Here is a 15,998-nt window from a genome sequence, read left to right on the forward strand (position 1 = left end):
ATACAGTTGCTTCTGTATTTTGTACGCGAGGACGCGCGCATGTGCAAGCACAGACATGGCGCGCCTCGGATGACGCGGCAAATCAGACGGCGTAACCCATGGCGCCCGCCTTCACCGGAGCGTCCGGATCCAACATCACGTTGACGCACGCCACGGTGCCGCTGGCCAGGGCGCGCTCGAGCGCGGGCCGGATCTGTGCCGGTTCCGTCACGAACTCGCCGTGGCCGCCGAATGCCTCCACCACCTTGTCGTAGCGGGTGGGCGCCAGGAGCGTGCCCGGCGACTTGTCCTCGCCGAACATCTGCACCTGCGGCAGGCGGATCTGCCCCCAGGCCGCGTCGTTGCCCACCACGCACACCATGGGGAGCTTGAAGCGGATGGCCGTCTCGAAGTCCATGCCGTTGAGGCCGAACGAGCCATCACCCTGGATGATCCAATGCGTGCGCTCCGGGTGCAGCACCTTCGAGGCCAGGGCGAACGGCGCGCCCACGCCCAGGCACCCGAGCGGACCTGGATCCAACCACCGGCCCGGCCGGCGCAGCTCGATCACCTTGGCGGCCATGGCCACCCAGTTGCCACCATCGGCGATGAACACCGGATCCTGCCCGGGCCCGTTGGCCACGTCCGACATCTCCTTGGCCAGCCGGTAGTGGTGGATGGGCGAGCTGTCGTCCTTCGTCCAGGCCTCCAGGCCGCTCAGCTTCTTCTGCTCGCGCTCGCGCAACTGCGAGACGAAGGCGTCGCGCTTGCCCTTGGGCGCCGCGTCCGCGAAGGCGGTGAGCGCGCTGTAGCTGTCCGCGATGATGCCCACGTCCACCACGCGGTTGCGCCCCACCTCCACCGGATCGATGTCCACCTGGACGATCTTCGACTCGGCGCTGAAGGTGGGCTCGGCGCCGTAGTTGAGCCGGAAGTCGAAGGGTGTGCCGATGACGAACACCAGGTCCGCCCCGCTCACGGCCTCCTTACGCGTGTGCTGGAAGAAGAGCGGGTGGCTCGCCGGCAGACAGCCGCGCCCCGCGCCGTTGAGGTACACGGGGATCTGCGCCGTCTCCGCGAAGCGCCGCAGCGCGTCCCACGCCCCGTCCCAGTACACCGACGAGCCGGCGATGATGGCCGGGCGCTCGGCGGACTTGAGCAGCGCCATGGCCTCGTCCACCTTGCGCGGATCCGGCGCCTGCCGCGCGTCCGTGCGGTAGCTCTTGGGAATCTGCAGCGTGTCCTCATCCACGCCGTTGCAGAGCACGTCCCAGGCGAGCTCCAGGAACACCGGCCCCGGCCGTCCGGAGAGCGCCACGCGGAAGGCCTTGGCGAGGTACGCCGGCACCAGGTCCGGCGTGGGCACGCGATCCGACCACTTGGAGATGCGGTGGAAGAGGTCCACCTGCTCCATCTCCTGCAGCGAGCCGCGGCTCTGGTTGAAGATGGGGGCCGCGCCGCCCAGCAGAATCATCGGCGAGCTGGCCGCGTACGCGTTGGCCACGCCGGTGAGCGCGTCCGTCACGCCGGGGCCGGCCGTCACCACCGCCACTCCCACGCCGCGCGTCACCCGGGCGTAGGCATCCGCCGCGTGGGCGGCCGCCTGCTCGTGGCGCGTGTCGATGACCTGGATGCCCTCCTCCACGCAGCCCGCGTAGATGGGGGCCACGTGCAGCCCCGAGAGGGTGAAGATGTGGCGGACGCCCTCCTTCTTCAGCATCCGCCCGACGAGCTGTCCTCCGGTGACCATGCCCATGCCGTGCTTCCTCTCTATGTGGGAACCTCGGAAGTCCGGCCATCATCCCCGAATCGGGCCGCCCGGGAAGCCCCTGGACGCTCGCCAGCCCCAGGAACCGGCGCCGGAAGCGCCCCGGCGTCATGTCTAGGGCATTCCCCGGGTGCCCCGGGCGGAGTAGGAAGGGCGCCCGAGAGACACGTCGAAGGAATCCCCGTGCAAGAACTCCTGGAAGTGCTGCGGCGACAGGCAGTCCACTTCGGGCCGGAGCTGGCCCGCACCGCGTACAAGCGTGGACTGGCCGTCACGCAGAAGGACGGCTCCACCCGGCCCATTCCCGTCACCGCCACCCCCGTCATCCTCGAGGCCGCGGAGATCCGCCGGCGGGCCACCCTCTCGGCGCACCTGGCCTCGGCCACCGTGAAGGTGACGCGCGCGGTGCTCGCCAGCGAGGAGAAGGAGCTGGTGCTCGGCGGCCTCTCCCCGCTCGAGCGCGCGCTCACCGAGCGCACCTTCGCCAACGTGGAGCGGCTGGCCACCACGCGGGTGGACTACTTCGTGGACACGAAGCCGCGCGCCCTGGAGGTCAACGCCACCATCCCGGCCATGCAGGGCTATTCGGACATCGCCGCGCGCACCTTCATCGAGGTGGTGGCCCGGCACTTCCGCTACCCCGAGAAGGCCCTGTACGCGGTCATCTCCGCCAACGGCAGCAACGCGCTGGCCCTCTACCGTGCCCTGCTGGACGGCTACGCCGCCGAGCGCGACGGGAAGATGCCGGAGACCATCGCCCTGCTCTGCCGCCGCAACGACGCGCAAATCACCGAGCAGCGCTACCTGTGCGAGCGCTTCCGCGAGTTCGGCGCGGACGCGGACGTCGTCCACCCGGACGAGGTCTCCGGCGAGGAGCACTTCGAGGTGCGCGGCAAGCGCTATGATCTGGTGTACCGGCACCTATTCACGCGGCGGCTGGAGGAGACGCCGGCCCCGTGGGTGGAGGACTTCTTCGGCACGGTGCCGGGGCGCAAGGCGGTGCTGCTCAACCCGCCAGCCTCGCCGGTGGAGGTGAAGGCGACGTTCGCCCTGCTCTCCCAGGCGCTGGTGGAGCCCGCGCGCGCCGAGGCCGCCGGACTGACGCCCGAGGAGCTGGAGGCGGTGCGCACGTCGGTGCCCTGGACGAGGCCCTTCCGGCGCGGCCCCGGCGTGGGCCCGGACGGGCAGCGGGTGGAGGATCTGGTAGCGCTCGTGGTGGCGGAGCCCAAGCGCTTCGTCCTCAAGCGCTCCTGGGACTACGGCGGCCGGGCGGTGTACCTCGGACGCTCGGTGGGCACTCCGGCGTTCGAGGAGCGGGCGCGGGCCGCCTACGGCATCGTGCCCACGTGGGCGGAGCTGTGCGAGCGCGCCGCCACGGACCCCGCGGGCGGTGGCTTCGTGGTGCAGGAGGTGGTGGAGACCACGCCCGAGGAGCACCTGCTGTGCGAGGAGAGCGGCGTGACGCCCCTGTCGCTGCACGTGGACTACTCCGCGTATGCCTCGGTGGGACTGGCGAAGCAGCCGGCCTGGGGCGGGGTGTGCCGGGGCTCCACCTCGGAGATCGTGAACATCGTGGGCGGGGGCGGCGTGCTGCCGCTCATCACCACCGAGGTGGCCCAGAAGCTCCTCATGGCCTGGAAGGCGATTTGATCCCGGGTACGGAACATCCGGGAAGGGATGTTCGGCACGCGGGTTGAAGGCACGCTATAACGGAGACGTCGGGCGGGGGGGACTCCGTCCTGTCTCATCGGAAAGGACACTCGATTCCATGTCTTGGCAGACTCCCGGTTTTCAGGTGGCTCGAGGCGTCAATGACGCCCTCATCGCCGAGTCGCGGCGCGCCTTCATGTCGCGCGTGTACGGCTGGATGTTCGCCGGTCTGTCCGTGACGGGCATGGTGGCGCTGCTCACGGCCGCCTCCCCGCAGCTGGTGATGAAGATCGCCCAGTTCCGCTGGCTGTTCTTCTTCGCGCAGCTCGGCCTGGTGTGGTTCCTCTCGTCGAGGGTCCACCGGCTTTCCGGCGCGGTGGCCGGAGCGCTCTTCCTGGGCTACTCGGTGCTCACCGGGCTCACCTTCTCGGTGCTCTTCTACGTCTTCACGACGGGCTCCATCGCCAGCGTCTTCCTGATGAGCGCGGGCGCCTTCGGGGCGATGAGCGCCTTCGCCACCTTCACCAAGAAGGACCTGAGCCCCTGGGGCACCTTCCTCTACATGGGCATGATCGGCGTGTTCGTCGCCAGCATCGTGCAGGTCTTCGTGCAGAGCTCCATGCTCAACTTCGTGCTGGGGTGCGTGGGCGTGATCACCTTCGCGGGCCTCACCGCGTATGACACGCAGAAGCTGCGTGAGATGCACGCCGAGGCGGGCTACGAGTCGGCCGCCTCGCTGAGCATCTCCGGCGCGCTGGTGCTGTACCTGGACTTCATCAACCTCTTCATCGCCCTGCTGCGCCTGTTCGGCTCGCGCCGCTAGCACGGCTCCGCGGTGGATGAGCACGAGGCGGTGGGCTCCCGGGCCCGCCGCCTTTTTTCTTGGCCGCGGGGGCCTACTCCTCGGCCTTCTTGCGCGAGAACGGCATCAGCAGCCGCTCCACGGGCTGGCCTCCCACGAGGTGCTCCTCGACGATGGCCGGCACGTCCTCGGGCTTCACCCCGCCATACCAGGTGCCCTCGGGGTAGACGACCACCGACACGCCGAACGAGCACGTGTCCAGGCACCCGGCCGCGTTGGCCCGCATCTGCCCCTTCATGCCCCGCTTCTCCAGCTCCTCCTTGAAGCGGGCGCGGACGTCCTCGGCGCCCTTGGTGGCGCAGCAGCCCTTGGGGTGCCCATCCGGGCGGCGGTTGGTGCAGACGAATACATGACGCTTGAAGGGGGGCATGTCGTCCCCTTAACGCGGCTTTCGTTCGAAAGCGACTAACCGGTCCGTGAGCCTCCTGCCCCTTTCTTGCCTCGGGGCCTAGACGACCGGACGATCCGTACACAGACTCACAGCAAACATCCGCTAGTGATCATCGGCCTTTCGGCGGGAGTGACAATACATGACTCGTCACCCATTGACGATCCACTGCACAAAGGGCTGCGCAAGAGAGTTGATCGCCAGCCGAGCAGGCTTTAGATCGGCTCCCCCGACCCGGTCCCGGACCGCGGGAGGGCACCCGGATGTGGACCGTCCAATCGGTCACACTCCCCTATCCATAGGTGGCGCCATGTCAGCGGACACAAGATCTGGGGGGCCGAGAACCTTGACGAATCCGGAACGAAGATCGTACCTTTGCCTACCTGTCTGCTGGACGAGCGAGCAGGCGGCATCCCAAAAAACAAGAATTTGACCCAGCGCCACGCACCTCTGCCCACCGGCAGGAGGCGTGTCGAATCGAGATCCCTCGATCCTGAGAGATCTCGCGGGCTTGGCTTTTTGCAAATTTTGCAGTCATACGCTGAGTGAAAGCAGTGTGGGAGGGACCATGGAACGCGACCTGAGCGCCACGGCGGCAGTACTGGACGGTAAGGAGACGGTGGCGGGGCTGAAGACGAGAGGCCCGGCCGGCGGTCTGACGGTGGAGCGCTTCTTCACGACACCGGGCGTGGATCCCGCCGATGAGCTGGCGTGGGAGATGCGCACGGCCTCCATCTCGGGCGAGGACGGCAAGTCCGTGTTCGAGCAGAAGAACGTGGAGGTGCCCAAGTCCTGGTCGATGCTGGCCACCAACGTGGTGGCGTCGAAGTACTTCCGAGGCACGCCGGGGACGCCGGAGCGCGAGACGAGCGTGCGCCGGCTGGTGGGCCGGGTGGTGGACACGCTGACGCGCTGGGGCGCCGAGGGCGGCTACTTCGCCACGGCGACGGACCGCGACACGTTCCACGCCGAGCTCACGCACCTGCTGCTGCGCCAGAAGGCGGCCTTCAACTCCCCCGTCTGGTTCAACGTGGGCGTGGAGGAGCACCCGCAGTGCTCGGCGTGCTTCATCAACTCGGTGGGGGACTCCATGGAGTCCATCCTCGGGCTGGCGAAGACGGAGGGCATGCTCTTCAAGTACGGCTCGGGCACGGGCAGCAACCTGTCCACCATCCGCTCGAGCAAGGAGCTGCTGGCCGGTGGCGGCACGGCGTCCGGCCCGGTGTCCTTCATGAAGGGCTTCGACGCGTTCGCCGGCGTCATCAAGAGCGGCGGCAAGACGCGGCGCGCGGCGAAGATGGTCATCCTCAACGCGGACCATCCGGACGTGCTGGACTTCATCCGCTGCAAGTCCAGCGAGGAGAAGAAGGCCTGGGCGCTCATCGATGCCGGGTATGACCCGAGCTTCAATGGCGAGGCCTACTCGTCGGTGTTCTTCCAGAACTCGAACAACTCGGTGCGCGTGACGGACGAGTTCATGCGCGCGGTGATGAACGACAGCGCGTGGACGACGCGGGCGGTGCGCGACGGGCGTCCCATGGACACCTACAAGGCGCGCGAGCTGTTCCGGGAGATCTCCTCGGCGGCGCACCTGTGCGGTGATCCGGGCCTGCAGTTCGACACCACCATCAACACCTGGCACACCTGCTCGAACACGGACCGGATCAACGCGTCCAACCCGTGCTCGGAGTACATGTTCCTCGACGACTCGGCCTGCAACCTGGCGTCGCTGAACCTGATGCACTTCCGCACCATCGACGGCGACTTCGACGTCAACGCGTTCAAGCACGCGGTGGACGTGGTGCTGCTGGCGATGGAGATCATCGTCGGGTTCTCCAAGTACCCCTCGGAGAAGATCACCCAGAACAGCCACGCGTACCGGCCGCTGGGCCTGGGCTACGCGAACCTGGGCGCGCTGCTGATGGCCACGGGTCTGCCGTACGACTCGGACGCGGGCCGCAACTACGCGGCGGCCATCACCTCGCTGATGTGCGGCGAGGCGTACGCGATGAGCGCGCGCATGGCCGGCAAGATGGGCCCCTTCCAGGGCTACGCGAAGAACGAGGAGCCGTTCCTCGGCGTCATCCGCAAGCACCGCAAGGCGGCCTACAACGTGTCGCCGGATGGCGTGAGCCCCGAGCTGTTCGAGGCGCAGAAGAAGGCGTGGGACGAGGCGCTCGCGCTGGGCACCGAGTCCGGCTACCGCAACAGCCAGGTGACGGTGCTGGCCCCCACGGGCACCATCGGCTTCATGATGGACTGCGACACGACCGGCATCGAGCCGGACATCGCGCTCATCAAGTACAAGAAGCTGGTGGGCGGCGGCATGCTGAAGATCGTCAACCAGACGGTGCCGCAGGCGCTGGAGAAGCTGGGCTACCCGCAGACCCAGGCGCAGGACATCATCACCTACCTGGACAAGCACGAGACGATCGAGGGCGCCCCGCACCTCAAGCCCGAGCACCTGCCGGTGTTCGACTGCGCCTTCAAGCCGGCGAAGGGCCAGCGCAGCATCCAGTGGATGGGCCACCTGAAGATGATGGGCGCGACGCAGCCGTTCCTGTCGGGCGCCATCTCGAAGACGGTGAACATGCCGTCGGACGCCTCGGTGGAGGACATCGAGAAGGCGTACATCGAGGCGTGGAGGCTGGGCCTGAAGGCGGTGGCGGTGTACCGCGACGGGTGCAAGCGGACGCAGCCGCTGAACACCTCGAAGGACAAGGTGAAGGACACGAAGGCGGCGGTGGCCGAGCCGGCGCTGGCGGCGGTGAAGGACGCCAACGCGATGAGGCGGCGGCTGCCGGACGAGCGGCAGGCGATCACGCACAAGTTCTCGATTGGGGGCCACGAGGGCTACCTGACGGTGGGCATGTACGAGGACGGGACGCCGGGCGAGCTCTTCTGCGTGATGGCGAAGGAAGGCTCGGTGGTGAGCGGCCTGATGGACAGCTTCGCCACGGCGGTGTCGCTGGCGCTGCAGTACGGGGTGCCGCTGCAGGTGCTGGTGGACAAGTTCAGCCACACGCGCTTCGAGCCGAGCGGCTTCACGGGCAACCCGGCGGTGCCGATCGCCAAGTCGATCGTCGACTACATCTTCCGGTGGCTGTCGCTGAAGTTCCTGCCGAGCGAGCAGGAGGCCGAGGGAGTGGTGGAGGCGGTGGAGAAGCAGGTGCTGGCCGAGCCCGCGGCGAAGCCGGTGCAGGTGACGGCGGTAGCGCTGCCGATGTCGACGCCGCGCAAGACGTACCTGAACCAGGCGGACGCACCGCCGTGCCACACGTGCGGCGAGATCATGGTGCGCAACGGGGCCTGCTACAAGTGCAGCAACTGCGGCACCACGAGCGGCTGCAGCTGAGCCACTAGAAGCTGAGGCGGCGCATGATGTGGCGCCGCCTCTCTTGAAGCACCAAGCCCTAACGCTCAAGCGTTAGGGCTTTTTAAGGGCCCAGACCACTGAACACCCTTTCCCTACCCCCAAAAGAGAAGCGCATGCGAAATACAAAAGCATCGAGGTCCGCAAACCGGCCAATCAGCAAAAGCGGCGTAATCAACAAAGGGTTTGCCTTTGGAGCGACTTCGGAGCCCCGACGAGGGCTCGGTTTTGGAGCAACTTCAGCGCCACAACCACGAACAAACACCTCACTTCCACAAACCGGTGGCTCTGGCACACCACCCCCTAAATCCCCTCCAAAAAAATGAACAGCAAAAGACTAACACTACTTGTTGTGGACTCCTCTGACGCCGAAGGGTTTGGCATGTTGTTCGGCGCCAAGAGAGTCGACTCCATTTCGGGCACTCAACAAGGCCTGATTGTCGCTGAAGGGAAAGGAAAACCTCCGCCATCGAACCCAGCAAAACCAACTTCCTCAACCACAACGAATCCCCCTCAATTGCCTCAAACTCCCGGAGAGCAAAAAATGAGCAATAATCCCCCTCCCAAAACACCTCGGTTCGATGGCTTCTCCTTTGGAGCCACCACAAAAAAAACCACCACCTCCGCGCCCGTACAAGCAAGCGGAAGCGGGCGTCCGCCACCAAGCAAACCACCCGCCTCAAAACCAAGCAGCAAGCCCCCTCCCCCAACTGCGTCTCCAAAAAAGAAATAGCCACATGCCCCTTCCACTAGACATCACACTAGAACGCAGATCATTCATCCAATCCAACGGAGACATCGACGACTACATCGCCTTGATCCTAGAAAACACCAGCCCAGAACACGTGGACATCCCGGAAAATTGCACACTGACCTTCCCTCTCACTGACTGTAAATCAGAGGCGCGCACCGTCTGGGATAGCGCCACAAACGACACTATCCAAGAATGGATAGCCACCACTGAGTACGGAACATACATCATCAGGGCCGCGCTCAACGGATACGTGCCAGCCAACGAAGTACGAATCATTGGATTGCACGCAATACGTCGAAAGCGCGCTGAGGTATTATCATCCGAAGCAACTTTCAATGACCCTATTGGCTATTTGTCGATGGGCCCGCTCGACCCGCAGCGTGTGGAAGTCAGAGCAACAGTGATATTTCCCAAGACAGACCCTTGCCGTGCGCTTTCAGCTGAAGCCGCTCTTCAGAAAACAAGCAGAACCGCCACATGGAGATTCACCCCGACTGAAGACAGTCCGGAGCAAATCCGAGCCAATCTTCGGTTGTCAGATCTCCCAGCAGCCCCCAGACGCCTAGACGACGCTATCGCAGAAGCACATCAAATCCTTGCGCTGGACTCCATTGGCCGCCCGCCGAACACGACCCAGCTCCGCTGCGACATTACGGAAGCACTCAAAGCGGACCCAGAACTCAGAGGCAAAACACTTCAACCACTAACTGAAATCAACTCAGCGAATCAAACCGATCGGCACAGGCTACTCAGCGACCTTATCGACACACTCCACAACATTCGCACTGAATTATCAAGAACCCACATCAACATCCACGCCGCCGACGACGACGTCACTGGCATGGCACAAGAAGTTTTCCACAACATAAACACTGAAATTCAAAATCACGCCGTGCGCACCAAACCCCCAGAAGAACTCTGGGATAGCCTGCTCAACCTGCTGGATTTTGCAAGCACGCATCGACAAGCATCCTTTCCCGAACTCAACGCCGACGCCAAGGAAGAAAAATTTCAGGACGAACTCGAGAAGTTTGTGCGTGCACGCACAAGAAACAAAGGAGTGATAAGGGAACCTGAAGCCGGTAATGGCCGCATTGATCTCCTGCTCCGAAACACGCCTGTCGAACTCAAAGTCCAGGATCTAAAGGGAAGACCCTACGAAACTCTTGAAATGCACACCCAGCAAGCAGCCGAGTATGCAAGTCGTAGAAATCAATCGGTAGCTGCGCTACTGGTTTTGGATACTCACAATTACCCACAAGGGGCTAATCATCAACCGCATCTGCGAGACCAAGTGCGCGTTTTCGCGGTAACCTCCAGACAGGGGGCTGTGCCGCCAAAGCAAGGAATTGACGGGGCCTCCACAACTATTGTTGTTGCTATTGCGCTAACCGCCTACTCGCCAGAACCATCTAGCCTTCGAAAAACAGTGCCCCGCAGACGCAGAACAAACCAATCATAAGAAAATAGCCTTACAACAAATCGACTTGGCGCATTGGCGGAACGCCGCCATGCTTACCGTTCGATCTCAGGCAGCGGGCGCAGCCACCGTGCGTCACGAGGCGCGGATATCCGCTGAGTCCCCGAGGCGCGCCGAAGCACGCGCAGCACAGCGGCCGGGTCACACGCATACAGGCCCGAGCTCCAGGAGGGATTCAGCTCCACCACTGCCCATCCACGGCCCTCAATCCGGCCCACGTCGAGGACAACCGCAGGAGGAAACAACTCCCCTGCCCTCGCGAGCACCTCCGAGGCAAATGCCCTCGCCGCATCCAGGTCGAACGCGGCCGATGAATGCTCCTCGCGCTCGCCCATCCAGGCATAGGGGCTCGCGGTGACGACCTGGCCCTCGAGCACGAAACACCGGTACTCGTCGAGCCAGCGCACGGGCTCGGCCGTCAGGATGGGCAGGCCGTCCTCGAGAATCTCTGAGCCGAGAAGCGCCTCGGCGGAAGCGTAGACCGCCGCGCGGAACTGTTTCTCATCCGCGGGTTTGACGAAGCGGGGAAACCGCTCGCTCCGGGCCGCGCCGAGCGTGGTGAAGCGCACGTCCCGGAGCACCTGCTCCGCGGGCAGATGGGACAACGTGTCGGCGGCGGGCTCGAGCAGCGCCAGCCCCAGCGCCTTCCCGATGGTGTCCGCCAGCAACGACTCGCCGTAGAAGACGAGGTCCTCCTCGGCCAGCCGCGCGGGAGGGCGGCGATCATGCAACCGGAGCATGCGCCACGAGAGGCGCGAGGCCTCCGTGGCGAGTGCGATCGAATCGTCACTGAATCTCGGCGAGAGCAGCAGGACGGGCACGAAGCACCCCCAGGTCAGGACGAGGCGTCGTGCAGCCGGCCGTAGGTCTCGGAGGCCACCGAGAGGAGCTTCTCCAGCTCATCGAGTTCCTCGGCGCCGAACGGAGAGGGCCCGCTGTCGAGGACGACGAAGCCCACCGTACGCTGGTGCAACCGGATGGGCGCGGCCATCAGGTGCGAGAACGACTCGCCCAGGGCCGAGAAGAGCTGCTCGTCCACCGGGCTCTCCGGCACGCTGGAGACGACGGCCCTGCCGCCCGCCGCGGCCATGGCCAGCAACGAGGGCGCCTCGAGGTCCACCTGCAACGCCGAGACCTCGTGCTTGTCGCTGCCGGGGCCGTACGCACGTCCCACGCGGGCGAAGCCGAACGTCTCGCCCAGCAGGAAGCCTCGCGGGAAACGACCCTGGCAGTAGTCCAGCAGCACCTTGCCCAGCTCGTTCCGCGTCGTCGCCTGCCGCAGGGCCTCGAGCGCCTCCTGGAACTGCACCAACTGGATGCGCTGCGAGTCCTCGGCGGGAGCCGTCTCCGGCACGCCCGTCCCGGCGGCCTGCCACCCGGTGAAGTCCTCCGCGGGCGGCGCACCCGCGTCCGTCTCCGCCGGGGGCGGCTCGGCCGAGGGATCCCAGGTCGGGATGAACTCGTGCACGGACGCCAAGGGGATCTCCCCCTCCGTATCGGAGACGCCCGCCTCGGCGGGGCTGGCCTCCTCCGACGAGAAGTCCACCTCGATGGCCCGCCGCGCCCAGGGAGACGCGGACTCGGCGCCAGAACCGGCGTCCGCCGTCTCCGACTGGCGCCAGTCCATGAGCTCCAGGTGCGACGCCACCTGCATGTCACCGGCGGGCTCCGAGGGCAGCTCGACGGGCTGCACGGAAACGCTCCGGGGCTTGCGCTCGGGAGACGCGGAGGCCGTGTCCCCGGCGAGCGGCGCCGGACTGGCCGCGAGGGGCTCGCGGGCCTGCGGGGCAGACGTCCCGGACGAAGGAGGCACCGCCACAGGTGCCTCGGCCACGGGCTCCGCCTTCTTCGGCTCCTGCGCGGGAGACGGAGCGGCGGGCGTGGACTCGACCGTCGGAGGCGGCTGCGCGCTGGCCGCGGGTGCGGCGGGCTCCAGGGAGGGAGCCGTGGGGGGCTCCTCCGCCATCAGAGGAGCCGCCCGATTCTCCTGCGACGGCTCGGCGTCCAGGTCTGGGAAAGGCGCGTCCCTGAGCGTGACGGGGAAAGGGGCTGCCTGAACGGGAGCAGGCGCCGGAGAAGCCATGGCCTGCGCGGGGGCAGGAGCCGCCGGAGGAGCCACCACCGCCGCTGGCGTGGAGGGAGCCTCGGGCTTGCGCGCGAGGTCCGGAGAAGCCGCTGCGGGCCTGGCCTCGGGCGCGGGTGCGGCGGGCGAGGGCTGAGTGGGAGGCGCGCTCTGGACGGGCCCCGGCGCCGGAGCGGACGGCGCGCTTCCAGGCGTCACGGCCTGGGGCGCGGCGGGCGCGGGAGCGGCCGGAGCCCGAGGCGCGACAGCCGCGGACGGAGACACGGGAGCGCGCGTGGGCTGTGGAGCCGCCACACCCGGAGCCGCCGCCTTGGGAGCCGGCACGGGCAGAGGCGACGCGCCCGGAGCGGTGGCCGAGGCAGCCGTTGCCGGAACCGCCCCAGCTGGAGGCACCGCCCCGCTCTGCACTGGCGCGGGAGCAGGAGCCCCGGGAGGCGGCGCGCCCACCGGAGCGGGACGAGCCGCAGCGCCCGGAGGCGGAGCACCCACGGGAGGACGCGCCACCGCGGGGGCTCCGGGAGGAACCTGGGCGCCAGGAGGAACGGGCGACGCGCCAGGAGTTGGCGGTCGCACGGCCTGGGGCGGAACCTGTCCCGCGCTCGGGCCCGGAGCAGGCGCGGCGGCACCCGCGGCGCCCGGCTGAGACGTCCCCGGAGCGCTCCGAGGCATCATGCCCGGAGGCAGGCTCTGCCCGGGCTGCGCGGAGACGGCCGCGCCCGGTGTGGCGCCCGCGAGCTTCGCGGCCACGGGCGCGCCCTGCGCGGAAGGCATCGCGGACGGCGGTGCACCACTCGCGGGAGCCGGTGCGACAGGCGCCTTCGCCACCACGGGCTGCTGCACTCCGGCTCCGGCGGGAGCCGCAGCGGGTGCGCCCGGGGCTCCAGGAGTCCCGGGCATGCCAGCGGGAGCCGGACGCGGAGGCACGGTCGCGGAGGGCGGGACCCCCGGCGCTCTCGGCGCGGCAGCGACCTGCGGAGACGCGGCGCCAGCCGGGGCTCCAGCGGGCGAGCCCGGCCCGGCGGAAGCCGCCGCGGCGGAAGGCTGAGCGGGCGCGGTGCCAGCCGGTGCACTCCCCGGCGCCGCGGGCGAAACCGGCGGACGAGGCGCCACGGCTCCGGCCGGAGCAGGCCCAGGAGCCCCTGGCACTGGAGCACCCGCCACGGGCGCCGGAGGCCTCGGAGCCACGGCACCAGCGGGCGCGGCACCCGGAGCACCCGGAGCGCCCGGAGCACCCGCTACCGGAGCGGAAGCAGGCTTCGCGGCAACACCCGCGGCGGGAGGAGGCGCGGCGGGCGAGGGCCGCATGCCCGGGGGCTGGCCCGCGGCGGACGCCGGAGGCTGCGCCTGGGGATTCATCCCGGGGTTGGTGCCAGGAGCGGAAGCCACGGGAGGAGCCCCTCCGGGCCGAGGGGCGGCGGCCACCGCCCCGGGAGCACCCGCGGGAGGAGGCTGCGCAGGAGCCGGAGCCGCCGTGGGAGCAGGCCGTGGCGGAGCCACCGGAGCCGGCTGGGCCGAAGCGGGCGTCTGCACGGGAGGAGCCACGGGCGCGGGCCGCTGCGCGACGGGAGCCCCCTGCCCCACCGCGGGCTTGGGCTGACCGGGGCGCACGGGGCGCACCGGCTTGGGGATGCCGTAGCGCTTCTCCAGCAAATCGAAGAGGCGCAGCTCCGGAAGGATGGCGGGAACGATCCGCATGCCCGTGGCGAAGCCGAGCGCGTCCACGTGCCGGGGATCCTGCGGATTCACCATGGCCACGCGCAGGCGGCGGCCCTCGAGGGCCAGCGGGAACGCGAGGTGGTTGCGCACCTGCTCGGGCTTGAGCAGGGCGATCGTCTCGGCCGTCACCGCCTCCAGCTCCCCGTCCGGCGCGAGCGGGAAGTGGTACGTGTCGGCCAGGGCCTGCCCCAACGTGGCCATGTCGAGCAGACCCAGCTCGACGAGGTTCGTCCCCAGGCTGCCGCCGTAGATGAGTTGCGACTTCAGCGCCTCATCGAGTTGCGCCTGCGTGATGAGGCCCTTGCGGACCAGATGCGCTCCGAGCTGTTCAGCCATGCGAGCCCGATACTAGACCGGTCCGCCACCCGGAGCGCAGGAGTCTCGGCCCCAGGCGTGCGGCAGCCCACACACCCGCCTGGGTGCTCCGCCACCGAGCTAGTAGGCGTTCTTCGACAAGAAGCCGCCCAGTGCAGTGCGGATGAGAATCTTCAGGTCCATCAGCAAGGACCAGTTCTCGATGTAGTACAGGTCGTACTCAATCCGCTTCTGGATGGACGTCTGCCCGCGCAGGCCGTTGATCTGCGCCCAGCCGGTGATGCCGGCCTTGACCTTGTGGCGCAGGTGGTAGCGGGGAATCTGCTTCTTGAACTCCTCGATGAACACGGGCCGCTCGGGCCGCGGGCCCACGAGGCTCATGTCACCCCAGAGCACGTTGAAGAACTGGGGCAGCTCGTCGAGCGAGTACTTGCGCAGGAAGGTGCCGATGGGCGTGCGCCGCGGATCCTCCTTGCTGGCCATCATGGCGCCAGAGGCCTCGGCGTCCACGCGCATGGTGCGGAACTTGAGGATGTGGAAGGTGTCGCCATCCAGGCCCATGCGCTCCTGGGCATAGAGCAGGGGCCCGCGGCTGGTGAGCTTCACCGCGAGGGCCACGGCCAGCATGATGGGGGCGCTCACGGCGATGGCCACCAGCGCGAAGAGCACGTCGAAGACGCGCTTGGCCACCATGTTCCAGCCCGTCATCGGATCGCCCTGGAGGCTGATGATGGGCAGCCCGCCGAACTCCTCGAGCCCGCCGTACAGGGTGACGTACTGGTAGAGGTCCGGCACCACCTTCACGTCCACGGTGCGCAGCGCGAGCTGCTCCATGAGCGGCTTGACGGCGGCCTGCTCCTCGAGCGGCACGGCGATGATGACCTGGTCCACCGGGTGCTCATCCAGCACGGTGTCCACGTCCTTGATGTGGCCCACCACGGGCACGCCGCACACCTGCAGGCCCACCTTCTCGGGCCGCAGCGTGAGCACGCCCTCCACGCGGAAGCCCAGCTCCTTGTGGCCCTCGACCGTCTCGATGACGCGCTGGCCCAGCTCGCCCGCGCCGATGACCAGGATGGACTTGAGGTTGAAGCCGCGCCGGCGCACCTCGTTGAGCACCGCGCGCAGCACCAGCCGCACCGCGGACACACCCACGAACGAGTAGCCGGCGAAGAAGGCCAGCATCAGACGCGAGTAGCGCTCACGGGTGAAGTACGTGAGGGCCACCACGATGAGCGTGGCCATGATGGTGGCCTTGAAGACCTCGAACACCTCGCCGATGTGCGTGCGCGCCCGGTTGGTGGCGTACAGCCGCGCCTGCCGGTAGGTGACGGGGAAGACGACGAGCACCGTCGCCAACGACAGCAGCGTCTCCTCCACGGCCGGCAGCCCGTAGAAGACGGGGATGGGGCCCTCGAAGCGGCTGACGTACGCGAGCGCGAACGCCAGCGTCAGCATCACCACGTCGGCGGCGACCTTGATGGACGTATAGAAGCGCTGGAACCGGTTGAACACGCGGGCCTCCTTCTGTGGCCTGCAAGACGCTCGGCCGCGACCTGCAATCGTCGCACCCCGCACCCACGCGCCGTCCGCTACCGGACAGCCCATGCGGCCGGGTGCGCTCCTAACA

At 67.6% G+C, this 15,998-nt stretch carries 9 protein-coding genes; 4 read left to right on the plus strand and 5 right to left on the minus strand.

What is annotated here, in order from left to right; genetic code table 11:
• Positions 1-82: 82 nt before the first annotated feature.
• Positions 83-1,735, minus strand: coding sequence for a thiamine pyrophosphate-binding protein (locus tag NR798_RS30450; protein WP_375766024.1), 1,653 nt, complete (start codon positions 1,733-1,735; stop codon positions 83-85).
• A gap of 195 nt (positions 1,736-1,930) precedes the next feature.
• Here NR798_RS30450 and NR798_RS30455 point away from each other — a divergent pair, with 195 nt between their 5' ends.
• Positions 1,931-3,397: a hypothetical protein gene (locus tag NR798_RS30455; protein ID WP_375766025.1), complete on the plus strand. Its 1,467-nt coding sequence runs from the start codon at positions 1,931-1,933 to the stop codon at positions 3,395-3,397.
• Between the two features lie 118 nt (positions 3,398-3,515).
• A complete protein-coding gene (locus NR798_RS30460) occupies positions 3,516-4,220 on the plus strand; it encodes a Bax inhibitor-1/YccA family protein (protein WP_375766026.1) in 705 nt (234 codons plus the stop codon).
• Positions 4,221-4,293: 73 nt separating this feature from the next.
• Here the strand turns inward: NR798_RS30460 and NR798_RS30465 are convergent, their stop codons facing one another.
• A complete protein-coding gene (locus NR798_RS30465) occupies positions 4,294-4,629 on the minus strand; it encodes a ferredoxin (protein WP_375766027.1) in 336 nt (111 codons plus the stop codon).
• A 586-nt stretch (positions 4,630-5,215) separates the two neighbouring features.
• Here NR798_RS30465 and NR798_RS30470 point away from each other — a divergent pair.
• Together NR798_RS30470 and NR798_RS30475 are read left to right on the plus strand one after the other, a co-directional pair.
• Entirely contained in the window at positions 5,216-8,002 is a 2,787-nt protein-coding gene (locus tag NR798_RS30470) for a vitamin B12-dependent ribonucleotide reductase (RefSeq protein WP_375766028.1), read from the plus strand.
• A 755-nt stretch (positions 8,003-8,757) separates the two neighbouring features.
• The gene (locus tag NR798_RS30475; RefSeq protein ID WP_375766029.1) at positions 8,758-10,236 is read left to right on the plus strand and encodes a hypothetical protein; all 1,479 of its coding nucleotides are present in this window, start codon (positions 8,758-8,760) and stop codon (positions 10,234-10,236) included.
• A gap of 53 nt (positions 10,237-10,289) precedes the next feature.
• Here the strand turns inward: NR798_RS30475 and NR798_RS30480 are convergent, their stop codons facing one another.
• The 3 genes from NR798_RS30480 to NR798_RS30490 form a co-directional block, all read right to left on the minus strand.
• On the minus strand, positions 10,290-11,075 hold the full coding sequence (locus tag NR798_RS30480) for an ATP-grasp domain-containing protein (protein ID WP_375766030.1): 786 nt from the start codon (positions 11,073-11,075) through the stop codon (positions 10,290-10,292).
• Positions 11,076-11,089: 14 nt separating this feature from the next.
• Positions 11,090-14,389: a hypothetical protein gene (locus NR798_RS30485; protein ID WP_375766031.1), complete on the minus strand. Its 3,300-nt coding sequence runs from the start codon at positions 14,387-14,389 to the stop codon at positions 11,090-11,092.
• A 99-nt stretch (positions 14,390-14,488) separates the two neighbouring features.
• Positions 14,489-15,883 (minus strand): undecaprenyl-phosphate glucose phosphotransferase, encoded by a 1,395-nt coding sequence (locus tag NR798_RS30490; RefSeq protein WP_375766032.1) that lies wholly within the window; start codon positions 15,881-15,883, stop codon positions 14,489-14,491.
• Positions 15,884-15,998 lie beyond the last annotated feature (115 nt).

Source organism: Archangium gephyra, assembly GCF_042230915.1.
Taxonomy (GTDB): domain Bacteria; phylum Myxococcota; class Myxococcia; order Myxococcales; family Myxococcaceae; genus Archangium; species Archangium gephyra_B.

What these genes read in the sequence shown, in the direction of transcription:
- NR798_RS30470 (WP_375766028.1), top strand. Translation starts at nt 5,216, where the DNA reads ATGGAACGCGACCTGAGCGCCACGGCGGCAGTACTGGACGGTAAGGAG.
- NR798_RS30475 (WP_375766029.1), top strand. Translation starts at nt 8,758, where the DNA reads ATGCCCCTTCCACTAGACATCACACTAGAACGCAGATCATTCATCCAA.
- NR798_RS30460 (WP_375766026.1), top strand. Translation starts at nt 3,516, where the DNA reads ATGTCTTGGCAGACTCCCGGTTTTCAGGTGGCTCGAGGCGTCAATGAC.
- NR798_RS30450 (WP_375766024.1), bottom strand. Translation starts at nt 1,735, where the DNA reads ATGGGCATGGTCACCGGAGGACAGCTCGTCGGGCGGATGCTGAAGAAG.
- NR798_RS30485 (WP_375766031.1), bottom strand. Translation starts at nt 14,389, where the DNA reads ATGGCTGAACAGCTCGGAGCGCATCTGGTCCGCAAGGGCCTCATCACG.
- NR798_RS30465 (WP_375766027.1), bottom strand. Translation starts at nt 4,629, where the DNA reads ATGCCCCCCTTCAAGCGTCATGTATTCGTCTGCACCAACCGCCGCCCG.